Source organism: Methylophilus sp. VKM B-3414 (assembly GCF_032248435.1).
GTDB classification, from domain to species: Bacteria; Pseudomonadota; Gammaproteobacteria; order Burkholderiales; family Methylophilaceae; genus Methylophilus; species Methylophilus glucosoxydans.
The window spans coordinates 433,812-455,335 of record NZ_JAVTLI010000001.1; the positions used below are offsets into that span (position 1 = coordinate 433,812).

Here is a 21,524-nt window from a genome sequence, read left to right on the forward strand (position 1 = left end):
ATTGAATGAATTTTAAAATTAGTCTTCTCAAAGGCGTATTAACTCTTGCGCTCGCCTTGCCTGCAGTCGTTTGGGCGGCTGATGTCAACTTGCTCAATGTGTCCTACGATCCAACACGCGAGCTGTATCAGGATTACAACGCTGCATTTGCTAAATACTGGAAAGATAAAACCGGCGACAACGTCATCGTCAAGCAGTCACATGGGGGCTCTGGCAAGCAGGCTCGTTCGGTCATTGATGGCCTGCAGGCCGATGTGGTGACGCTGGCCTTGTCTTACGACATCGACGAGGTTGGCAGCAAAGGCCGCTTGTTTGGCCCGGACTGGCAGAAACGTCTGCCGCACAACAGTTCGCCTTATACCTCGACCATTGTGTTTCTGGTGCGTAAAGGCAACCCGAAAAACATCAAGGACTGGAGTGACTTGGTGAAACCAGGCACCTCGGTGATTACCCCTAACCCCAAAACTTCTGGTGGGGCGCGTTGGAACTACCTGGCAGCCTACGGTTATGCGCTCAAGCAAAACAATAACGACGAGGCGAAAGCCAAAGAGTTTTTGAAAAAACTGTTTAAAAACGTGCCGGTGTTAGATAGCGGTGCGCGTGGCGCAACCACGACCTTTGTGGAGCGTGGTATTGGCGATGTGTTGCTGGCTTGGGAAAACGAGGCTTTCCTCGCGCTCAAGGAGCTGGGGCCGGACAAGTTTGATCTGGTCGTGCCTTCACTGTCTATTTTGGCAGAGCCACCGGTGACTGTTGTCGACAAGAATGCCAAGCGTCATGGCACTGAAGCGGTATCCAAAGCCTATCTGGAATACTTGTACAGTGAAGAGGGCCAGGAAATTGCAGCCAAAAACTACTATCGTCCGACGTTGGAATCTGTGGCCAAAAAATACGAAAAACAGTTCCCTAAAGTCAATTTGATCAAGATTGATGAAGCGTTTGGCGGTTGGCAAAAGGCCCAGAAAACACACTTTGCCGATGGTGGTGTGTTCGACGAGATTTACCAGAAGTAAGCATTGAAATTCAGCAGTTCATTTTAGAAAAGGCATTTACCCAATGCCTTTTTCTTTCTCTACAACAGGAGAATGTTTCATGTCAAAAGCATTAGTCATTGGTGGTGACCGTATAGAGGGCATCAAACAGGTGTTGCACGCACAGGGGATTGATAAAATTGATCACTGGACGGGCAGAAAACCCGGCGACGTCAAGCGCGAGTTACCTGTTAACGTCAATGTGATTGTGCTGGTCACCGGCTGGCTCAATCATTCCATGATGTACCGCATCAAGCATGTCGCACATAAGCGCGGACTCAAAGTCGTTTATACCCGTAACAGTGCCGATGGCATGCAGCGTGTATTAGAAGCGGCTTGATTCGTGCGTGGTGATTGCGACCGGCGAGACCAGCTTATTTTAAATCTGCTCTAAATATATCCCCTTTATTGACCGTTAAAACAGGTAAGTTTTAAGGTTTAATGACATTGCTCACACATGTTTTTTAACATGTGCGCAACATTGAGTCGTCAAGGTTTTTAAGGGTTGATAATGAGTCAGAACGGGATTGGCGAGCTGGCAGCGCCACTCAACGAAAACACCACACAGCGGCAGTTTATGCGGCATCGTCTTGTCCGAAAGGTACAAGACAATACGCATTTTCTGGCGATGACCAGCATGGTGTGCGGCTTGTTAGGCTTTCCTCATTATTTGCTGGATGTAGATAACAATATCTGGCTCGCGCAATTGTTGACTTACCTGACCTTTATTCTGGTCAGCTACAATCTGCTGCTCGAAAATGGCCGCAACAACCTGGCCATGTTGACCATGTCGCTGGTGACCATCAGTTTGTTCGTGGTGCAACTGTCACCTTACGCCGCCGATTTTAACGATACCGCCAGCATCTTGCGTGCCTCAGGCCAAACCGGCCTGCATGCGCCTTCCAACAGTTGGGAGTTTATTGCCGGTGGTGTGTTGGCCTGTCTGATTGCAGTCTCCTATCTTTTCCAGCGGCATCATTATGTTGCTGCCAGTCAGGGCATGCTGTGTATTGCGGTCATGATTCCTTTGATTCCGTTGCTAGGGTTGCTATGCGGCATTGCCAATCCTTATGGCGTCATGTCCCCGCTGACCACCTTGAGTGGCATGCTCTGTGCGTTTGGCTTGCTCGCCAAGCAGGCGTCGCACCCGCCCATGAGTTACTTGTTGCTGATGGATGATACCGGTAAACAGATTCGCTCCAGTATCTTGTTGTTAAGTATCTGCGCCATTTTGCTGGCCAGGGCCGGCGTGATGTTTGGTGACAATATGCGCGGCTTGCCCCTCGTGGTGCTGGTTTCCTTGATCGCCATCATTTATACCCTGTCGGTGACTTATTATCACCAGGGGCAGGTCAGCGAAAAGGTACTGCCCGCAACCGATATGGATTTCGCCAGCCAGGTCGAGACCGCGCTGGATAATCAGCAGTTTTTTATGATGTATCAGCCGCAGGTCGATTTTAAGACGGGCAAACTGAAAGGGGTGGAAGCCTTGGTTCGCTGGCGCCATCCTGAAAAAGGCATTATTTCCCCGGAGAAATTCATTCGGGTGGCTGAGTTGACCGGGTTGATTGTGCCTTTGGGCAAATGGATCATGCAAACGGCCTGTGCACAGGCCGCTCAGTGGAAGGATCATCCGGTGCTGGGCAAGATAGAGGTGTCTGTCAATGTCTCTGCATTGCAACTTAAGTCTGGCACTTTGGTAGAAGAAATTATGCAGATTCTGCAAGACACCGGGCTCGCGCCAGAACGGCTGGTGATTGAGTTAACCGAAAGCTCTTTTGTACAGGATGACGGCGAGAATGCGCGTCTGATGCATCAGCTCAAAGAAGCAGGCATCAAACTGGCGATTGATGATTTTGGGACTGGCTATTCCTGCCTCTCTTATTTGCGTGATATTCCGGGCGATTATCTCAAGGTAGACCGTTCATTCGTGATGGAGCTGCCTGGTCACAATAAAGCAGAAGCCGTAATTCAGGCGATCGTTAGCCTGGGCAAAAGCCTGGATTACCGCATTATTGCCGAAGGGGTAGAAACCCAGGCTCAGGCTGATTTCCTCAAGTCAATCGGCTGCGATATTGTGCAAGGCTTTTTGTATGCCAAGCCCCTTGAAGCCGATGCGCTGCCACAATGGGTCTCTGTGGCACAACCTGAAACGCTCACCTGATTTGCATTGACTGATCATGACTTGACCTGCCATGGTCAGGACTTTTTCCCTCGTTTAGCTTGCTTCCACTCTGCTATAAAACCTATCTGTTTTATAGCGAATCACTCATGAGTATCAATTAATTTGATATAAAGAGTAGAAATGTGCCATTTTATTTTACTTTGGTATCCATTCGTTTCGCCTATAGTGAATGACATGGCCTGTGCCCGCACAGGATCAGAATAGATCAAGATTAGGGGGAGCACTATGTCAGTTTCCAGTATTGACTGGTCTACTGAGCGTCATCACGCAACTTCAACACAGCAGTTATACATGCGGCACCGGTTTTTAAGAACGGTGCAAAAGTTTGCTCCTTGGCTGGCAATTGTCAGTATTGTCACTGTGTTGTGGGGACTACCGTTTTTGCCAACACACCCTGCGCTAAGCCTGTTTTTACTGCAAAGCAGTGCATACCTGATCTTCATGCTCGCAAGCCTAGGGGTGGTGTACCAGACTTGGCATCAAAAGCGCGTGATTGGTGGCCTGATCCTGATTGTCGCTGCCGGTTTTCTGTGCCAACTTTATGTCAGAAGCAGCGTCGTCACATTCAACAACGGCTGGGCGACGCTCTCTACATTGTTCACTGACCAGCACGATAAGATGGTTTTTGATCTGGGCATGGCCTTGTTGGTGTTGCTGGCAGCGGTGCTGCATCATCGCCATTGCAATCGCGCCAGCCAGGTCTTGCTGAGTATTGCCGTTTTGATGCCGGTCACCGGCTTGCTGGCCTGGGCTTATCGTATCCCGGACGCTTACGGTCAGCTGTCACTGTTGACCACCATTGGTGGCTCGCTGTGTGCGGCGGCCTTGCTGGCAAGGCAGATCACCGCTACCCCAATGAGTTACCTGTTGCTGCTGGATGACACTGGCAAGCATCTGAGATGGATCGTTTGCATCTTGATTACATGTGCGATTGTTTTGGGAGGGGTGGGCGTTTTTTTTGATAACGATCTTCGCCTGACGCCTATCATTATCACTGCTGCGCTGATTTTAATCATCATTGTGATGACTTTGACCTATTATCACAAAGGGGTGATGCATGAGCAGGTGTTGCCCCCAGAAGACCTGGCTTTTGCCAGTGAACTGGAGGCTGCGATTGCGCAAGAAGCGTTTTATCTGGTGTATCAACCGCAGCTGGATTTTGAGACCGGCAAGCTGGTGGGCGTTGAAGCCCTGATTCGCTGGCAACATCCCGAGCGTGGGGTCGTGTCGCCGAATCAGTTTATCGGTGTGGCCGAGTTGACCGGGCTGATTGTGCCCATGGGTGCCTGGGTACTCAAAGCCGCGTGTGCACAAGCGGCCTCCTGGACTACCGGTGAATTGAGTCGGGCCAAAGTCTCGGTTAACGTCTCCCCCTTGCAGTTAAATACTCCCTGTTTTTCCGAGTATGTGTTGCTGGTACTGCAAGAGACTGGTCTGGCGCCTGAGCGCCTGGTAATCGAGCTGACCGAGAGTGCGTTTATTCATGCCGACTGCACGGGCAACGAGCGCCTGCAAAAACTCAAACAGCACGGCATTAAACTGGCGATTGATGACTTTGGCACCGGTTATTCCTGCTTGGCTTATTTGCGTGATATTCCCGGGGATTACCTGAAAGTGGATAGGTCTTTTGTGAATGACATTCCGGGCAAAGAGCGCTCAGAGGCGGTGATTAGTGCCATTGTGGTCTTAGGCAAAAACCTGCATTACCAGATTGTGGCCGAGGGGGTGGAAACCGAAGCCCAGGCAGATTATCTGAAGGCGCTGGGCTGTGATTTTGTGCAGGGCTTTTTATATGCCAAGCCGATGACCGCACAGGCCTTGCAAGACTGGATGCGCAATCGGGCAGACCTTGCCTGAGCTTTGCACGTTTAAGGCTTGTGCCTAAAACGTGCGCTGATTAAGTTTGGAGCGAACCAGCTCAATATGCGCACGCAACTCGTAGGCATATTGTGAAAAAGGCACCGGTAGCTTGACGTTGACCACCTTGGTTTCAATTTCATTGAGTTTATCCAGGCACTGACGGACATCTTCAGCCGATTTGATCTCTTGCAGCTGAGTATCCAGAAAGCGTAGCTCGCCGTAATAACGGAACAGTTTGCGCTTGACCAGCCACACATACACCATCGGGATAATTTTGGTGAGCGGGATCAGCAACGCCAACAAAGGCAAAATCACAATCAGCGTGCGATTAACAAAGGTGGCTGCCCAAAATGGCAGGTATTTATCAATAATCGGCAGGCCGGATTTGTAGAAATTCAGCGCCTGCGTGCTGATCGGAAAATCCGTATCCTTGGCAGAAGGGAATTCTCCCTTGCCGTTAAACATGCTTGGGCCACCATGCACTTCGGCAATCACTTTCATCATCAGGTAAATCAGCGCTGGATGCATGCTGTCCTTGATCACCAGCGTCGCGGTTGGCGCCACCAGATGCACATCGTGGCTGGGAATATTGCGCGCCAGGTCCATGGCACCTTCTGGCAGCACCAGGTGATGCATAAACGCAAACTTGCGTGAAAAGGCTTCAGCGGTGTCCATACTTACCATGGTCAGATGCTTGTCTGCAATGAGCTCGCGGACCAGGCTGGAGTTGGCAACATCCACAAAAAAAGCAGCATCGAGCTTGCCTGACTGCAGGGCCGCCACTGCTTCTTCGGCACCTATGGTGACCAAGGTGCTGTTGCTGGCATTGATGCCACTTTCAGTCAACAGCGTATTTGCCAGAAAATGACTGCCGCTGCCTGGATAGCCGACGCCGATGCGTTTGCCTTTGAGGGCCGATAAATGGGTGGTTTCAGTTTTGCCGCGGCAAAAAATCCATACCGGCTGGTAGTACAGGCTGCCTAATGACAACAGTGAGCCTGCGCCTTCACTATGCGCCATGCCATCTTGAATGAATGCAATATCTACGTTGGAGTCAGGGTCCTTGAGCAAACGCAGGTTTTCATCATCCCCTGCCGTTTTGCGTATCTGCAGATGAATGCCTTCTTTTTTAAGATAGACGCCATAAATCGCGGCAAACGCATTGTAATTGAGGTCCGCTTCACCGGTGGCAATCACAATATTGCGTGGGGGCGCAGGGTCTATGAATTTGTAAGCAAAAAACAGTGCCAGGCAAATGAGCAGGAAGGAGGGGAGCGTGGCTTCCAGCATTTCGCGGGTGAAGATGGCGGTAAATTTGTTGTTGCGCGGATCAAATTTCATCGGTTATCTGGCGTCTGGTTATGGAAATCACACTCACAGCGAGCTATGCATTGCGATTCTACAGAGGCTTGCCGCGAATGTCACAATCTTGGCGGGCAACATAAAAACAATCCCCTGCCTTTGCAACGCGCACGCTGCACGGGCAGGGGATGAGCTATGTTACGCGGCTAGACTAGGCGTGATAGGACGCCAAGCGCTGTAACACCGCAATCATGCGGTCGATTTCATCATAAGTGTTGTAAAACGCCAATGACGGCCGTACGGTGGTTTCAACACCAAAGCGACGCAAAATCGGCTGTGCACAATGATGGCCAGAACGCACGGCGATGCCTTCTTCATTGAGCGCTGCGCCCACCTCTTCGCTTTGATAGCCCTTGAGTGCAAAAGACAGCACACTGGCCTTATGTTTGGCTGTCCCGATCAGGCGCAGATTAGGGATCTGGCACATGGCTGCTGTGGCATACTCCAGCAGGGCATGCTCATAGGCGGCGATATTTTCGATGCCTAGACGTTCCACATACTGCAAGGCGGCACCTAACCCTACCGCATCGGCGATATTACCCGTGCCTGCTTCAAACTTGGCCGGGGCCGCGTGATACACCGTTTTTTCAAAGGTGACATCTTGTATCATGTTGCCGCCGCCTTGCCAGGCAGGCATGTCTTGCAGCACATCGGCTTTGCCATACAAGGCACCAATGCCGGTGGGGCCAAAGATTTTGTGCCCGGAGAACACAAAAAAGTCAGCATCCAGCGTTTGTACATCGGTCCGCATATGTGACACCGATTGCGCGCCATCCAGTAGCACTTTTGCGCCCGCCCTGTGAGCCATTGCAATCATTTCCTGAGCAGGCGTGACCGTCCCCAACGCATTTGATACCTGGGTAAATGACACCAGCTTGGTTTTTGCCGTCAGCAGTTTCTGGTACTCCTCCAGCAAAATCTGGCCACTGTCATCCACCGGAATCACTTTCAGCACTGCCCCGGTTTCCTGACAAAGTTGCTGCCAAGGCACGATATTGGCGTGATGTTCCAGATGTGAGACCACAATTTCATCGCCTTGCCCCAGATGTTTTTTGCCCCAGGTTTTTGCGACCAGGTTAATCGCTTCCGTGGTCCCGCGTACAAAAATGACCTGATTCACCGAGGGCGCATTGATAAAACGACGCACGGTTTCCCGCGCTTCTTCATACGCATCCGTCGCGCGCGCGGCCAGCGCATGGGCGGCCCGGTGAATATTGGAGTTTTCGTGCTGGTAAAAATAACTCACGCGGTCGATGACGACTTGTGGTTTTTGCGTAGTCGCCGCATTGTCAAACCAGACCAACTGGCGGCCATTCACCCGCTCATTGAGGATGGGAAAGTCACGCCGTACCGCATGCACATCAAATGCCGGATGCGCAGAAGCCGGCAGGCTGCCCATCAACCCGGGTTCGGCCTGCAAAAAGTAAAACGATTGCGCGCCGGCTACCGGCGGTTTAGCCGCAGTTTGGGAGGAGGCCGCAGACGGTGGGGACTTTATTGCACCTGCCCCCAGCCAGCGATCCAGCTCCTGCTGGTAAGGAATCTCAATGCCCGTCCCGGCAAATGAGCCAGGGGTCAGAAAAGTAGCCTCGGGCTGCAATACATTCAGGTGGGCCGGATGGTTATGTAACGGGTCGCTACCCAAGGCTTCAATGCCAGGCACATACGTGAGCTGCTGCGCTTGCGCCTGCTGGGTGACGGGTTGCGCCTGCGTTTGCGCATAACTCGGTGAGGCCACACCACCTGTGCCACCCACATTGACCAGCTTGGTAGTCAATGAGTCTGTAGGCGGGACAGATGGCTGTGGGGCATGCGAAGCCGCCAACGATTGCGCCAGGTCTGCTGCCGCAAACGGTGCCGTCGCCGGAAACCCTTCAGCGTAGAGGTCGTTGACCAGTTGCGTCAGCGTGGCGGTATCCAGCACACCTGTGTTTTCCAGTTCGCGTCCTACACCCAGCGCAGCAGTCATCTTGGGATGCTCACCCGGCAATGAGGCCAAGATGGCCTCAGGCTCAAAACTGGCGCCATCAGTTAAAGTCAGGCCGAATGAATTACTTGTAGTCATAGTAATGATCAACTCCGACATCTTCCAGGACGGCAATCGCGTCTTCGGTCAGCACGGCCAGTGAGCAATACAGCGAGACCAGGTAAGACGCAATTGCTTTATGGTTAATGCCCATAAAACGTACTGACAGGCCCATGGTTTGCTGGCCTGGCAAGTTCGGTTGATACAAGCCGATCACGCCTTGCTTGCTCTCGCCTACACGCAGCAGCAAGATTTTGGATTTGCCGTTGACGATAGGTAGTTTGTCGCTAGGAATCAGTGGAACGCCACGCCAGGTCAAGAATTGTGAGCCGAATAAGGAAACGGTTGGGGGTGGCACGCCACGGCGGGTGCACTCACGGCCAAAGGCGGCAATTGCTTTCGGGTGCGCCAGGAAAAACGCAGGTTCTTTCCAGACTTTGGTCAGCAGCTCATCCAGGTCATCCGGTGTTGGGTAACCATTACGGGTTTTGATGGTTTGTGATTTGGCCACATTGTTGAGCAGGCCGTACTCTTTGTTGTTGATCAGTTCGCTTTCCTGGCGCTCTTTGACTACTTCAATAGTCAGGCGCAGTTGCTCTTTGATCTGGTTGTGCGGGCTGCTATACAGGTCAGACACGCGGGTATGCACATCGACCACGGTATTCACCGCGTTTAGCACATATTCACGGCCCCATTCTTCATAATCGACAAAGGTTGCTGGCAGTTCTTTTTCATCTTTGTTGGAGCAGTCGACAGTAATGGCGTTGGGGTCTTTGGCCTTGTTGACGCGGTAAATACCGGCTTCTACCGGTACCCAGTTGAGCAAATGCACCAGCCAGCGCGGGCTGATGGTGCTGAGCATGGGCACCGATTTGGTAGCATTGGCAAGCGTGCGGGCAGCGACATCGCCCAAAGCGCTTTGAAAAGGTTGTTCTGACATAAGGTCTCCTTAAAGTGCAACTATGAATAGGTTGCAATAGTTAAAAATCAAGCGGCAGCCGGAATCGGTTTGGCATCCGAATGCGCTTGTGTGAGGTGACTGTTGGCAGGCACGCTGCGCGTAACCCAGACATTGCCGCCAATAATCGAATGTTTTCCTATGGTGATGCGGCCCAGAATGGTGGCCCCGGCATACACCACCACGTAATCCTCCAGAATGGGGTGGCGTTCAAATTTCTTCACCAGATGGCCATTGGCATCTTTGGGAAAGTTTTTTGCACCCAGGGTGACTGCCTGGTAAAGGCGGACGTGGTTACCAATAATCGCTGTCTCACCTATGACCACGCCGGTGCCATGATCAATAAAAAAGTAATCACCGATACGTGCGCCAGGGTGGATATCAATGCCGGTTTGCGAATGGGCGATTTCGGTGATCAGGCGTGCAGAAATGGTCAAACCCAAGCCGTGTAAAACATGCGCCAGCCGGTAATGAATCAGCGCCAGAATGCCGGGATAGCTGACCAGAATTTCATCCACGCTGTCCGCGGCCGGATCGCCTTGATAAGCGGCTTCAAGGTCGGTATCCAGCTGCTGGCGAATCGCAGGCAATTGCTCGGCAAAGGTTTGCGTGAGGGCATGTGATTGTGCATTGAACTGGCTGGCGGCGGTCCCCGGCGCTTTAAACGCAAGCTCAAGACGGATTTGTTGCTGCAATTCACGCAGGGCTTTATCCAGCGTGGTCCCCACATAAAAGTTAATGGCATTTGGCTGAATGTCTGAATCACCCAGCCGGTTGGGGAACAGCGCGGCAGCCAGGCCTTCCACGCACTTGGCCAGCACTTTACGTGAAGGCAGCTTGGGTGGTTGCGTCAAGCGCTGGCGTTGTTGCAATGCATGTTCGCGGATGCCCGCCAGTTGTTGCACGATGTGCTCGATGGCAATTTCTTGCATCGTGGATTCCTTGTCATGGTAAGTACGCGATTGCTGACAACAGGCGAAAAAAAAGCCAGTGGCCCTGGCGGGTCACTGGCTTCCAGTTGTCTGGTCAGCATGAATCTTTGCTCACTATAAAACACTCTTTCGTGATTGAACAGGGTAAAGCCTAGAATCATTTATTATTTTATTATCAGTATTTGTTATTTAAAGCAGTTTTAAAATAACCGAAAAGGTAGGGTTATAACTATTAAATATATTTATCCAACAAAATGTTATTTTTAATTTATTTCAGCGCTTTTTAAACTACAGTCACTGTTTTTATTTGAAGAGCGCTTTATGTCACACTGGTTTAATGACAATGCACAGTCCATCGGCAATACGCCCTTAGTGCGCCTGAACCGCCTGACCGCCCCTGGTCAGGCCACCATTTTTGCCAAAATAGAAGGCCGTAACCCGGCCTATTCTGTCAAGTGCCGCATCGGTGCGGCCATGATCTGGGATGCCGAACAAAAAGGCTTGCTGGGCCCCGGTAAAGAAATTGTGGAGCCAACCAGCGGCAATACCGGCATCGCGCTGGCCTTTGTGGCTGCGGCACGGGGTATCCCCATTACTTTAACCATGCCGGAAACCATGAGCCTGGAGCGGCGCAAATTGCTGATTGCTTATGGTGCCAAGCTGGTACTGACCGAGGGCGCCAAAGGCATGAAAGGCGCCGTGGCCAAGGCAGAAGAAATTGCCGCCGCGGATCCAGCACGTTATGTGTTGTTGCAACAGTTCAAAAATCCGGCCAATCCGGCCATTCATGAACAAACCACAGGCCCCGAAATCTGGCGCGATACCAATGGCGAGGTGGATATTCTGGTTTCAGGGGTGGGCACCGGCGGCACCATTACCGGCGTTTCCCGCTATTTCAAACAGACGCAGCATAAGAACATTCTCTCTGTTGCGGTAGAGCCGGCCGCCAGTCCGGTGTTGACGCAGTTTAGGGCAGGGCAAGCACTCGCGCCGGCACCGCACAAAATTCAAGGCATAGGCGCAGGCTTTGTGCCGGATATCCTGGATTTAAGTCTGGTGGATGACATTGCACAAGTGACCAATGAAGAAGCGATTGCATTCGCCAGAAGACTGGCACGCGAGGAGGGCATTCTGGCCGGCATTTCCTGCGGGGCGGCGGTCGCGGTAGCGGTCAGGTATGCGGCTCTGCCTGAGCATGCGGGTAAAAATATCGTGGTGATTTTGCCGGATTCCGGCGAGCGCTATTTGAGCTCCGTGCTGTTTGACGGCATATTTGACGAGCACGGGCTCAGTGTGTCAGCCGCTTAAATTGCTCGCTGTTTCCCGCTTTGGGCTTTGCTGCGGACCAGCGATCAAAACGCTAGTGCTTGAACTGGCGTTTTTTATCATCTTCATTTTTATATTCTTTAAAATTATAAATATATTATATTTTATTCTTTTTAAAAATATAAAACTCCCGCTATAGTGCCTACCTATCAAGTTCAGGGAGTTGTTTATGTCGTCTTTTATCCGTCACTTGCTGGTCTGGGCTGCGCTGCTACAAGCACCTGTGCAGGCTGCTGAATTGCTGAATGTTTCTTACGATGTGACCCGCGAGTTTTATAAAGAATTCAACCCGGCCTTTGTCCAGTACTGGAAAGAAAAGACCGGTGAATCGGTGACCATTAACCAGTCACACGGCGGCTCGACCAAGCAGGCGCGTGCGGTTGTGGATGGCTTGCCTGCGGATGTGATTACCATGAACCGTAGCGCCGATATTGATATTCTGGCGCAAAAAGCCAAATTGATCCCGGCAAACTGGCAGAGCAGATTACCCAATAACAGCGTGCCCAGCGCTTCCCCCACGGTGTTTCTGGTCCGCAAAGGCAATCCCAAACAGATTAAAGACTGGGACGACCTGATCAGACCCGGTGTGGCGGCGGTGATTCCTAACCCTAAAACCTCGGGTAACGGCAAGTATAGCTATCTGGGCGCCTGGGGCTATATCACGCAAAAAGGCGGCGATGCCAGCAAGGCGCGCCAATTTGTGACCCAGGTGTTTAAACATGTGCCGGTGCTGGATACCGGTGGCCGCGGAGCCACTACCACGTTTGCCCAGCGCGAGATTGGCGATGTGCTGGTGACGTTTGAAAACGAGGCCTATCTGCTGCAAAAAGAGCTGGGGGAAGACAAGTTTGAGCTGGTGTACCCGTCCGTGACCGTGCTGGCAGAGAACCCGGTGGCGCTTGTAGACAAGGTGGTGGATAGAAAAGGCACGCGCAAGCTGGCACAAGCCTATCTTGAGTATCACTTTTCACCTGCGGGTCAGGCTTTGGCTGCCAAACATTACTTGCGCCCGCAAGTGGCTGAGGTGGCGCAACCCAGCTTTAAAAAGCTCAATACATTTACGGTCAAACAGGTGTTTGGCAGCTGGAACGAAGCCGAAAACACGCATTTTAGTGATGGCGGCATCTTCGACCAGATTTATCAAAAATAGCGTTTAAAAATCATTGCCTAGCGCATGCTTAAACGCAGAAAGGAGTCATGATGACACAAAAACAGTTATCCCCAGAGCCGGAGCACATTGTGCAATTGCGTGCCGAACTCAAACAGGTGCTTGCGCTGGACCTAGAAGAGCTTGGTCTGCTGGAGGCCAGCTCGGGCGAGTATGAAAGCACCTTTATCGGTGTTCATCTTAAAACCGCTTTTCAGCCGATCTACGATGCCAAACAAGGGGATATTTATGGCTATGAAGCCATGATTCGCCCCTCATTGTTTGGCACCCTGGGCAGCACACCCGAGTTTGCGTTTACCTATGCCGAGCAGTCCGGCAAGCTGGTGCAGTTTGACCGCGTATGCCGCTCGCAGCACGTGCTCAATTACCGGGCCATCCACCAGGAAAACGGCTTGCTGTTTTTAAACGTGCATCCGAAATTACTCCTCGAGGTCAGCGCGCACGGCAAGGTGTTTGAGCAGATCCTGCATAAGTATTCGGTGCCTACGCATCGCGTCGTGCTCGAAATCAACGAGTCGCTGATCGAGCAGGACAAGCACCTGATCGCTGCCGTGGAGAACTACCGCGCCTTGGGCTACCAGATTGCGTTTGATCATGTCGGCGGCCACCAAAGCAAGTTATACCGCTTGTGGAGTGTGCAGCATGACTTTATCAAGTTTGATGTCTCTGTGATTCACCAGGCCGCGCAACAACCGGGCTTGGCCAAGGCACTCAAGGGGCTGGTATCCAGCGTGCAGGATCTGGGCAGCACGCCGGTGATTGTGGGCATTGAAACCCAGCAGCAACTGGATATTGCGATCTCGGCCGGGGCGACCGTGTTGCAGGGCAACTTGCTGGCTGCACCGGTGGTGGCCAAGGTCATTAATGACCAATACCAGCACCGCACGCCAAAAGTTGCCTAATCCATCACGCTTTATATAACAGGCGCTTATAAATTAATGATTATTCATTCTTTAATGATTTAAAAGAATGCAGCTATATTAGCGCCTGTTTAACGGATCACCATACACCATGGCATCACAAAAAAAGAAACATTTACTCCCCGGCTTTGGCTTGTCACTCGGCTACACGCTGGTCTACCTAAGCCTAATCGTTCTCATCCCTTTAGCCGCTGTTTTTCTGCGCACCACCGAGCTTAGCTGGCATGAGTTTTGGGCGGTGGTCACCACGCCGCGCGTGGTTGCTACCTATAAACTAACCTTTGGCGCCTCATTGATTGCAGCGCTGATCAATCTGGTATTTGGCCTGCTCACTGCCTGGGTCTTTGTCAGGTATCAGTTTTTTGGCAAAAAAGTGTTCGATGCACTGGTCGACTTGCCGTTTGCCTTGCCGACGGCGGTGGCCGGGATTTCACTCACCGCGATTTATGCGCCGAATGGCTGGTTAGGCCATTGGCTGGAGCCACATGGCATTAAAGTCGCGTTTACCCCACTCGGCGTGGTGGTGGCGCTCACCTTTATTGGCTTGCCGTTTGTGGTGCGTACCGTACAACCGGTGCTCGAAGACTTTAGTGCCGAGGCCGAAGAAGCAGCGGCCAGCTTGGGCGCCAACCGCTGGCAAACCTTTTACAAAATTATTCTGCCCGCCATCTGGCCGGCGCTACTCACCGGTTTCTCGCTGGCATTTGCCCGCGCGGTGGGGGAGTATGGTTCTGTTATTTTTATCGCCGGCAATATGCCGATGATTTCCGAGATTACGCCGCTCATGATCATCACCAAACTTGAACAATATGATTATGCGGGCGCCACGGCCATTGCCGTTGTGATGCTGGTGATTTCGTTTGTGTTGCTGTTATTGATCAACTTGCTGCAATGGTGGAGTAGTCACCGCCATGGCGCTAAATAATGGGCGGCCGCTGAAAGCATAGCGTTGCGTATATTTTGATAAACCATAGGTAGGATGATGCAAACCACACAATTTCAACAATATCAGGGCAAAGTGGCTTACAAACGCGCCACCTCTGAACCCACTTGGGTCCGCTGGGGCTTGATTGGCCTGGCGCTGGCGTTTTTAGGGCTGTTTTTGCTGGTGCCGCTGGCCGCCGTTTTTACCGAGGCCTTGCGCAAAGGCTGGGACGTCTACCTGGCTGCGATCACCGAAGCTGATGCCTTGTCCGCGATGAAGCTGACTCTGATCGCCTCGCTGATCTCGGTGCCACTGAATCTGGTATTTGGCGTGGCCGCCGCCTGGGCAATTACCAAGTTTGACTTTAGAGGCAAAAGCTTTTTGATTACCCTGATTGACCTGCCGTTTGCCGTCTCGCCTGTAATCGCCGGGTTGATCTTTGTGCTGATTTTTGGCCTGCAAGGCTGGTTTGGTGAATGGTTGATCGATCACGACCTGAAAGTGGTATTTGCCGTGCCTGGCATTGTGCTGGCGACGATTTTTGTGACCTTTCCGTTTGTGGCGCGCGAGTTGATTCCGCTCATGCAGGCGCAAGGCAAAGAAGAGGAAGAGGCTGCACTGGTGCTGGGCGCCTCTGGCTGGAAAATGCTGTGGCATGTGACCCTGCCTAATGTGAAGTGGGGCCTGATTTACGGCGTGATCCTGACCAACGCACGGGCCATGGGCGAGTTTGGCGCGGTGTCTGTGGTCTCCGGCCATATCCGCGGCCTCACCAACACCATGCCTTTGCATGTTGAGATTTTGTATAACGAATATAACTACGCGGCGGCCTTTGCTGTGGCTTCATTGCTCACGCTGCTGGCCCTGGTAACCCTGATTTTGAAAACCTATGTTGAATGGCAGGCATCCCGCGATGCCGCCGCGATTGAAAAGGAAGTGACGGCTTAAGATGAGCATTACCATACAACAGATCAATAAAGGGTTTGGCCAATTTAGTGCCCTGCGCGATATCAATCTGCAAGTCCCCTCAGGCGAGCTGGTGGCCTTGCTTGGGCCTTCAGGCTGCGGCAAAACCACGCTGTTACGCATTATCGCTGGCCTGGAGACCCCGGACAGCGGTCAGGTGCTGTTTGATGGCGTAGACACCACCCACCGTGATGTGCGCGAGCGCCAGGTTGGTTTTGTGTTCCAGCATTATGCGCTGTTCCGCCATATGACCGTGTTTGAAAACGTCGCCTTTGGCCTGCGCGTGCGCCCCAAAGAAACGCGGCCGTCAGAAGCCGAGATCAAAAAACGCGTGCATGACTTGCTCAAACTGGTGCAACTCGACTGGCTGGCTGACCGCTATCCACCGCAATTGTCTGGCGGCCAGCGCCAACGGATTGCCTTGGCACGTGCCTTGGCCGTCGAGCCAAAAGTACTGTTGCTGGACGAGCCATTTGGCGCGCTAGACGCCAAAGTGCGTAAAGACCTGCGCCGCTGGCTGCGCCGCCTGCATGACGAACTGCATGTGACCAGTGTATTCGTCACGCACGACCAGGAAGAAGCCCTCGAAGTCGCCGACACCATCGTCGTCATGAATCACGGTCAGGTTGAGCAGGTCGGATCACCGCAAGCGGTGTATGATCAACCCGCCACGCCGTTTGTGTATGAGTTTTTAGGCAATGTGAACGCCTTTGAAACCCCGCAAGGCAAAGGCTTTGTACGCCCCTATGAAATTGCAGTCAGCCGTGAGGCCGACGCACAAACCATCGCTGGATCGCTCACCTACGTGCATTCTGTCGGCTCACTGGTGCGGTTGGAAATCAAGCGTGCCGACAACGAGCAATATGTGGATGTGGAGCTGGGCCGGGAGCAGTTTAATCAGTTGAGTTTTAAGCAGGGCGAGACGGTGTATTTGAAACCGACGCAATTGCGAGTGTTTTAATTTGACTTAGTAAATACAAAGGCGCAGCGATTATGGCTGCGCTTTTTTGCATTTGCGGTAATCAACGATTATTAAATGGCTGAAAGCAACTCATCGTTTGTCGAGAATGATTTCAACGCGTGGGCAACAAGTTGCCCACCCTACAAACTGCATGGCGAATGGACATCATCGTTCGCCATGCAGGTAAATCTCACTTCTCGCGTACGATAGCCCCTGAAATCACGTAGCGTTCCTTGCCATCAATAATGGTCGAATACACCTTCATGGTGTTCAGGTTGACTACCTGAGTGACGGTGATTCCAGTTTTCTCAATCCAGCTAGCAAAGTAAATCTTATCGGCTATTTTAAAGCGATCAGGGTGCTCCTTGCCGCTGGCACCTTTCTCTGACCCTTCTACGCAGGTCCATGTCATGAGTTGCGGGTCTTTGACCTCCACCCGGTAAATGCTTCCGCCATCATATTTGTAAAGAAACTGCCCAATAAATGCCTCAGCGGCATGCACTGCAGGTATCCAAGTTGCAAAGAGTAAAGAGCTGAACAAGAGAGATAGCGATTTCATGCGTACTTTCCTAAAGTGTGTTTTCTGTCAGTGTCATCGGTTAAAAATGTAAGTATAGTAGGGTGCGCAACTAGTTGCCCACGCGTCACAATACCAAAACGCTCTAACTATCCCCAACCCACTCTCTTCAAACGCTAAGCAACTTTCCCAATTTTCAGCAAAAAAACCACCTTTGAGCCGCGATGAAAAGTGGAGTAAGGCCACCCTCAATGCCCTTGCCAAATCGTGAGTATTACCCAGCCTCTTGATTGTTCTAGCGTGCGTAGGAATAAAAAAACCGCCCAAAAAACAGGCGGGTAACACAGAGAGATTTAAATCGTTTGGTATATCAGGCGTTAGTCAGGGTTATGCGGTGCAACATATGGTCGTTTACCAATAAAATTCATTTGATGTTGATTATGTTTCATCAATTTCTTTTCAGTTTGTTCCGGGTCTTCAGCCACTAAACCAGTGCCTTCCCAGGCTTGATCAGCCCCCTTGGCTGGTTTATCAAGAATTTTGTTGTAGGGACGTTTCCCGATAAAGTGATTGTGATGTGACTGGCCTACACTTTGCTCGTTATCCGGTAAGTCAGCTGCATTTACTTGCGCCACAAAGCCTAAAGCCAATATGGTTAAAAATAATTTTTTCATTTGTAATCTCCTAAATTTGTCCTAAAGCAATTGGGGCGCTTCGCTTTTCGCGTGGACCCTATGCCCTGGATTAAAAAGCGCGTTTACCAAGCATGTGCAGTTTTTGCACTTCATGAACGTTCGCACGTCCGCTGTTACCATCCACCACCAGTGTAGCGCCTACCCAGGGTTGCTCACCGTCAGCTTTGGCAACCACTGGTTGAGCATATGGACGCTTGCTCAAAAAGTGTTGCGCAGTTTGTGTTTTTTCAATCCCACCATTTTGTTCAACCGCCACTACTGGGGCAGCAACAATAAAACCACTTACTAAAGCCATTGCAGAAATAACGTTACGCATGTTTGTTCTCCTATCTGTTAGTCAATGTGATGGCAATCTGTTAAAACTTTGCTCAATCACGATGATTTGCATTATGCGCGGACTTTTTCCATAAATCGTCTATAGATATAGGTAGGTTGGTATATACCAAATAGCATACTTTGGTTGTTTTTAAGGATAGGGTAAATCAGAGCTGAGATGAGCTATTGTTTAGTCTCAACGAGGATTCGATGATCATAATAACGCTGTAGAAATAGCGTAGCTACCCGCAGCGCAAAGTGCACATCGATATCACATAAAAATCGATGCTTTAGGTAAGTGACTACTGTAAAAGGTAACTTGCTTGAGAGTTGGCGCGTTAGTGATCCGACATTGAATCAATTTTGGAGGGATTGAACGCGTGGAAAATAAGTTGCCCACGCTACTTGGCTATAAATCCCTTAAATTACTTCTCCATACACTTTTCGGCTATTAATTTCTCCAGTCTTTCCTTTTCGCGGGTGTACCCATCGAAATTGATCATCATATTTGTCATAAAAAATGGTTTTGTCTTACCCAGTAAAGCTCCACTTTCGGAATCCCAAACTTCAAATGATCCATTACATAATGTTAGAAAATACATTTCGTGTAACTGTAGAGCACACTTGATATCGTCAATAGATTCAGTTTTGAGAGCATTACCCATATCTCTTAATGGGTTGAAATGCATTAGTTTTGCTTCTAATTCCAAATGAATTATGAATTGTATGGGGAATAATTTGTTTTTTATAGAGAAATGAAACCAGCCTTTAGTAATCTCAAAGCCTTCAATATAGCAATCATCCAGCGATAAAAACCTGTTCTCTTTTCTGACTAGAACACATACAGAATCAGGTACATCCACAGAAATGGTCTTGTCTGGTAAGTTTCCAGAAATTACCATTTGAAGTAAATCGCCACCTATAAATTTCTCAAAACCCTCTATTAAATTACGGGCTGGTCGACGCATTGAGCGATTCGGATAGTAAGAAAAACTCTCTTCAATTGCTAACTCCGCTAAGGCATGCATTATCGGGATGTCGGCATATATACGCTGTATATCGTTTAGACTATCAGGGTTTACAAAAACCTCTTTCTCTGCGTGCGCGATAGCATGTCGTCCTTGATTTAGCAAATAGGTACCAATATCCGAATTATCAGATTCGAGCTCTTGAATTCTCTCTAACGCTTGGTGGTCCGTTATCCGTGATATTGCTGATGAAAACCATTTTCCTCTATCTAAACCTTTAGTATGTATCGAGGATATAACTTTGTAGAAGCTTAAGAAACTATAGAATTTATTGTTACTTGAAATGGCCTCACGGAATAATGCTAAGGCCACCATTAAACCATTTGATAGATCAGGTAAATTATCAGTCGCTAGATGATTGCCTACACTATCCATCCGCCCGCGGCATATGTTAATCGGGAAGCTTCCTCCCGCCCAAGTGCTAATCTCTAACCTTTCCCCTTCACGCCAACTTAGGATGCTTGCAAACTTCATTATTTCATTGCGAGCTTGATTACTATCTAATCTGTACTGACCGTAGTTCAGACATATCGTAGGGAGATGCTTCTCATCAGTAGGACGTAGAATAAAATCAAATCCATTACAGGGAAAAATCTGTGGCGTCTTGGGCCAGAAAATACCCGTTTCAATCCCAGCAACCATCCATTTGCCACTATGCTTAAGATTAGTTTCGGCCTCTTGATGCAAATCTCTCAAAAATTCTTTTGTCATAAACTTACTTAACTATTTGAAATGAGTCGCCTTGTCTTCAAAATCTGCAGAAGAGAGCTGATTAGCGTAGCCATGTGATACGAGTAGGGTGCGCAACTCTTTTCCCACGGGATACATTATCAAAATTATCAGTGAAACTACATTTCTACAATAAGAACGACTTTAAAGTGATGGCAAGATATTGCCTAATCCTATTAGATAGGCAGATATTTAAAATTTTTGCCGATGTGAAATCGTTTATAGACGAAAAAAGCGCAGCATCTCTGCTACGCTTTCATTATTTTTCGCAATATTAAAACCTGACATGGCCAGTTTTTGATCACCTTTAAACCTTCGCCAATGCCTGCTCCAAATCCGCAATCAAATCATCGATATGCTCAATGCCTACCGATAACCTGACCATATCTTCACTCACGCCTGCACGGGCCAGCTCTTCGGCATTGAGTTGCCTATGCGTGGTAGTGGCAGGGTGGCAAGCCAGGCTTTTGGCATCGCCGATGTTCACCAGGCGCGTGAACAGTTGCAGCGCGTCAATAAAGCGGGTGCCGCCTTCGCGACCGTCTTGTACGCCAAATGACAAAATGCCTGAGGCGTGGCCGTTGAGGTATTTTTTCACCAGTGAATGATCGGGATGGTCTGCAAGCCCGGCGTATCTGACCCATTTTACTTTGGGGTGTTGTTTCAGGTAATTTGCGACGGCCAGCGCGTTGGTGCTGTGGCGCTCGATTCTGAGGGCCAGTGTTTCCAGGCCTTGCAGAATCAAAAAGCTATTAAATGGGCTGATGGCGGCGCCGGTGTTGCGCAAGGGAACGACGCGGGCGCGGGCGATGTAGGCGGCGGGGCCTAAGGCTTCGACGTAGTTGACGCCATGGTAGCTGGGGTCGGGGGTGTTGAGGCTGGGGAAGCGCGCGGCATGTTCTGCCCATGGAAACTTGCCGCTATCGACAATGACGCCACCAATCGAGTTGCCGTGGCCACTTATGTATTTGGTCAGCGAGTGCACCACAATATCCACGCCGTGCTCAAATGGCCGCGACAGAATCGGTGTGGCGACGGTGTTATCGACAATCACTGGTACGCCATGTTTGTGTGCAGCCGCGCTAATGGCGGCGAGATCGACCACATTGCCGAGCGGGTTGCCTATGGTTTCGGCAAACACCAGCTTGGTGCGGCTATCGATGAGTTTTTCTAAAGAGGCCGGATCGCGGTAATCAAAAAACCGGACTTCTATGCCTTGCTTGGGCAAGGTGTGCGCAAAGAAGTTATAGGTGCCGCCATACAGCGTTGAGACGGACACAATATTATCGCCTGCCTCGGCAATGGTTTGAATCGCGTAGGTAATTGCGGCCATGCCAGACGCCAGTGCCAGCGCGCCTATGCCGCCTTCCAGTTGTGCCAGGCGCTCTTCTAGCACGGCGGTAGTCGGGTTCATGATACGCGTATAAATATTGCCTTGTACCTTGAGGTCAAACAGGTCCGCACCATGTTGGGTATTGTCAAAGGCGTAAGAGGTGGTTTGGTAAATGGGCACCGCAACCGCCTTGGTAGTGGGGTCCGGTTGATAGCCGCCGTGAATGGAAAGGGTTTCTTGTTTCATCGCTCAACTCCTTTATTAATTATTTGAATTTATTATATTGG

General features: G+C 50.5%; 19 protein-coding genes. 10 read left to right on the forward strand and 9 right to left on the reverse strand.

Annotated elements, in window-relative coordinates; genetic code table 11:
* The first annotated feature begins 5 nt into the window (after positions 1–5).
* The 4 genes from Q9292_RS01920 to Q9292_RS01935 all read left to right on the forward strand — a co-directional run bounded on the left by Q9292_RS01920 (position 6) and on the right by Q9292_RS01935 (position 5,073).
* The gene (locus Q9292_RS01920; protein ID WP_275356857.1) at positions 6–1,013 is read left to right on the forward strand and encodes a sulfate ABC transporter substrate-binding protein; all 1,008 of its coding nucleotides are present in this window, start codon (positions 6–8) and stop codon (positions 1,011–1,013) included.
* 79 nt (positions 1,014–1,092) lie between these two features.
* Entirely contained in the window at positions 1,093–1,371 is a 279-nt protein-coding gene (locus Q9292_RS01925; protein ID WP_194747052.1) for a DUF2325 domain-containing protein, read from the forward strand.
* A gap of 171 nt (positions 1,372–1,542) precedes the next feature.
* Positions 1,543–3,195, forward strand: a complete 1,653-nt coding sequence (locus tag Q9292_RS01930) for an EAL domain-containing protein (protein WP_313984093.1) — start codon at positions 1,543–1,545, stop codon at positions 3,193–3,195.
* A 246-nt stretch (positions 3,196–3,441) separates the two neighbouring features.
* Complete coding sequence (locus Q9292_RS01935; protein ID WP_313984095.1) at positions 3,442–5,073, forward strand: EAL domain-containing protein; 1,632 nt, start codon at positions 3,442–3,444, stop codon at positions 5,071–5,073.
* A 24-nt stretch (positions 5,074–5,097) separates the two neighbouring features.
* On the opposite strand, the gene Q9292_RS01940 is transcribed toward Q9292_RS01935, so the two are convergent.
* The 4 genes from Q9292_RS01940 to epsC all read right to left on the reverse strand — a co-directional run bounded on the left by Q9292_RS01940 (position 5,098) and on the right by epsC (position 10,354).
* Positions 5,098–6,417 carry a TAXI family TRAP transporter solute-binding subunit gene (locus tag Q9292_RS01940; protein ID WP_313984098.1) on the reverse strand — a complete coding sequence of 440 codons (1,320 nt, stop codon included), beginning with the start codon at positions 6,415–6,417 and terminating at the stop codon, positions 5,098–5,100.
* Between the two features lie 172 nt (positions 6,418–6,589).
* Entirely contained in the window at positions 6,590–8,503 is a 1,914-nt protein-coding gene (locus tag Q9292_RS01945) for a family 2A encapsulin nanocompartment cargo protein cysteine desulfurase (protein WP_313984101.1), read from the reverse strand.
* Positions 8,490–9,404: a family 2A encapsulin nanocompartment shell protein gene (locus tag Q9292_RS01950; protein WP_194747048.1), complete on the reverse strand. Its 915-nt coding sequence runs from the start codon at positions 9,402–9,404 to the stop codon at positions 8,490–8,492. Before Q9292_RS01950 ends, Q9292_RS01945 begins: the two co-directional genes overlap by 14 nt.
* 47 nt (positions 9,405–9,451) lie before the next feature.
* Positions 9,452–10,354, reverse strand: coding sequence for a serine O-acetyltransferase EpsC (gene epsC, locus Q9292_RS01955; RefSeq protein ID WP_313984103.1), 903 nt, complete (start codon positions 10,352–10,354; stop codon positions 9,452–9,454).
* Positions 10,355–10,675: 321 nt separating this feature from the next.
* Between epsC and cysK the strand changes: the two genes are divergently transcribed.
* The 6 genes from cysK (at position 10,676) to Q9292_RS01985 (ending at position 16,620) form a co-directional block, all read left to right on the forward strand.
* On the forward strand, positions 10,676–11,662 hold the full coding sequence (gene cysK, locus Q9292_RS01960) for a cysteine synthase A (protein WP_313984105.1): 987 nt from the start codon (positions 10,676–10,678) through the stop codon (positions 11,660–11,662).
* Positions 11,663–11,849: 187 nt separating this feature from the next.
* Complete coding sequence (locus Q9292_RS01965) at positions 11,850–12,830, forward strand: sulfate ABC transporter substrate-binding protein (RefSeq protein WP_313984108.1); 981 nt, start codon at positions 11,850–11,852, stop codon at positions 12,828–12,830.
* Positions 12,831–12,880: 50 nt separating this feature from the next.
* A complete protein-coding gene (locus Q9292_RS01970; RefSeq protein ID WP_313984268.1) occupies positions 12,881–13,750 on the forward strand; it encodes an EAL domain-containing protein in 870 nt (289 codons plus the stop codon).
* A 109-nt stretch (positions 13,751–13,859) separates the two neighbouring features.
* Positions 13,860–14,693: a sulfate ABC transporter permease subunit CysT gene (gene cysT, locus Q9292_RS01975; RefSeq protein ID WP_194747044.1), complete on the forward strand. Its 834-nt coding sequence runs from the start codon at positions 13,860–13,862 to the stop codon at positions 14,691–14,693.
* A 57-nt stretch (positions 14,694–14,750) separates the two neighbouring features.
* Positions 14,751–15,641, forward strand: a complete 891-nt coding sequence (gene cysW, locus Q9292_RS01980; protein WP_313984110.1) for a sulfate ABC transporter permease subunit CysW — start codon at positions 14,751–14,753, stop codon at positions 15,639–15,641.
* A gap of 1 nt (position 15,642) precedes the next feature.
* Positions 15,643–16,620, forward strand: a complete 978-nt coding sequence (locus Q9292_RS01985) for a sulfate ABC transporter ATP-binding protein (protein ID WP_313984113.1) — start codon at positions 15,643–15,645, stop codon at positions 16,618–16,620.
* A gap of 190 nt (positions 16,621–16,810) precedes the next feature.
* On the opposite strand, the gene Q9292_RS01990 is transcribed toward Q9292_RS01985, so the two are convergent.
* The 5 genes from Q9292_RS01990 to Q9292_RS02010 all read right to left on the reverse strand — a co-directional run bounded on the left by Q9292_RS01990 (position 16,811) and on the right by Q9292_RS02010 (position 21,483).
* Positions 16,811–17,179 (reverse strand): phenolic acid decarboxylase, encoded by a 369-nt coding sequence (locus tag Q9292_RS01990; RefSeq protein ID WP_313984116.1) that lies wholly within the window; start codon positions 17,177–17,179, stop codon positions 16,811–16,813.
* Positions 17,180–17,514: 335 nt separating this feature from the next.
* Positions 17,515–17,811 (reverse strand): hypothetical protein, encoded by a 297-nt coding sequence (locus tag Q9292_RS01995; RefSeq protein WP_313984118.1) that lies wholly within the window; start codon positions 17,809–17,811, stop codon positions 17,515–17,517.
* A gap of 70 nt (positions 17,812–17,881) precedes the next feature.
* Positions 17,882–18,148: a hypothetical protein gene (locus Q9292_RS02000; RefSeq protein WP_313984120.1), complete on the reverse strand. Its 267-nt coding sequence runs from the start codon at positions 18,146–18,148 to the stop codon at positions 17,882–17,884.
* Positions 18,149–18,572: 424 nt separating this feature from the next.
* Positions 18,573–19,886 carry a methylamine utilization protein MauJ gene (mauJ, locus tag Q9292_RS02005; protein ID WP_313984122.1) on the reverse strand — a complete coding sequence of 438 codons (1,314 nt, stop codon included), beginning with the start codon at positions 19,884–19,886 and terminating at the stop codon, positions 18,573–18,575.
* Between the two features lie 325 nt (positions 19,887–20,211).
* The gene (locus tag Q9292_RS02010) at positions 20,212–21,483 is read right to left on the reverse strand and encodes an O-acetylhomoserine aminocarboxypropyltransferase/cysteine synthase family protein (RefSeq protein WP_313984125.1); all 1,272 of its coding nucleotides are present in this window, start codon (positions 21,481–21,483) and stop codon (positions 20,212–20,214) included.
* Between the last annotated feature and the right edge of the window lie 41 nt (positions 21,484–21,524).

Excerpts from the sequence above, each read along its gene's own strand:
- Q9292_RS01920 (WP_275356857.1), top strand. The coding sequence starts at position 6 with ATGAATTTTAAAATTAGTCTTCTCAAAGGCGTATTAACTCTTGCGCTC.
- Q9292_RS01925 (WP_194747052.1), top strand. The coding sequence starts at position 1,093 with ATGTCAAAAGCATTAGTCATTGGTGGTGACCGTATAGAGGGCATCAAA.
- Q9292_RS01930 (WP_313984093.1), top strand. The coding sequence starts at position 1,543 with ATGAGTCAGAACGGGATTGGCGAGCTGGCAGCGCCACTCAACGAAAAC.
- Q9292_RS01935 (WP_313984095.1), top strand. The coding sequence starts at position 3,442 with ATGTCAGTTTCCAGTATTGACTGGTCTACTGAGCGTCATCACGCAACT.
- Q9292_RS01940 (WP_313984098.1), bottom strand. The coding sequence starts at position 6,417 with ATGAAATTTGATCCGCGCAACAACAAATTTACCGCCATCTTCACCCGC.
- Q9292_RS01945 (WP_313984101.1), bottom strand. The coding sequence starts at position 8,503 with ATGACTACAAGTAATTCATTCGGCCTGACTTTAACTGATGGCGCCAGT.
- Q9292_RS01950 (WP_194747048.1), bottom strand. The coding sequence starts at position 9,404 with ATGTCAGAACAACCTTTTCAAAGCGCTTTGGGCGATGTCGCTGCCCGC.
- epsC (WP_313984103.1), bottom strand. The coding sequence starts at position 10,354 with ATGCAAGAAATTGCCATCGAGCACATCGTGCAACAACTGGCGGGCATC.
- cysK (WP_313984105.1), top strand. The coding sequence starts at position 10,676 with ATGTCACACTGGTTTAATGACAATGCACAGTCCATCGGCAATACGCCC.
- Q9292_RS01965 (WP_313984108.1), top strand. The coding sequence starts at position 11,850 with ATGTCGTCTTTTATCCGTCACTTGCTGGTCTGGGCTGCGCTGCTACAA.
- Q9292_RS01970 (WP_313984268.1), top strand. The coding sequence starts at position 12,881 with ATGACACAAAAACAGTTATCCCCAGAGCCGGAGCACATTGTGCAATTG.
- cysT (WP_194747044.1), top strand. The coding sequence starts at position 13,860 with ATGGCATCACAAAAAAAGAAACATTTACTCCCCGGCTTTGGCTTGTCA.
- cysW (WP_313984110.1), top strand. The coding sequence starts at position 14,751 with ATGCAAACCACACAATTTCAACAATATCAGGGCAAAGTGGCTTACAAA.
- Q9292_RS01985 (WP_313984113.1), top strand. The coding sequence starts at position 15,643 with ATGAGCATTACCATACAACAGATCAATAAAGGGTTTGGCCAATTTAGT.
- Q9292_RS01990 (WP_313984116.1), bottom strand. The coding sequence starts at position 17,179 with ATGAAATCGCTATCTCTCTTGTTCAGCTCTTTACTCTTTGCAACTTGG.
- Q9292_RS01995 (WP_313984118.1), bottom strand. The coding sequence starts at position 17,811 with ATGAAAAAATTATTTTTAACCATATTGGCTTTAGGCTTTGTGGCGCAA.
- Q9292_RS02000 (WP_313984120.1), bottom strand. The coding sequence starts at position 18,148 with ATGCGTAACGTTATTTCTGCAATGGCTTTAGTAAGTGGTTTTATTGTT.
- mauJ (WP_313984122.1), bottom strand. The coding sequence starts at position 19,886 with ATGACAAAAGAATTTTTGAGAGATTTGCATCAAGAGGCCGAAACTAAT.
- Q9292_RS02010 (WP_313984125.1), bottom strand. The coding sequence starts at position 21,483 with ATGAAACAAGAAACCCTTTCCATTCACGGCGGCTATCAACCGGACCCC.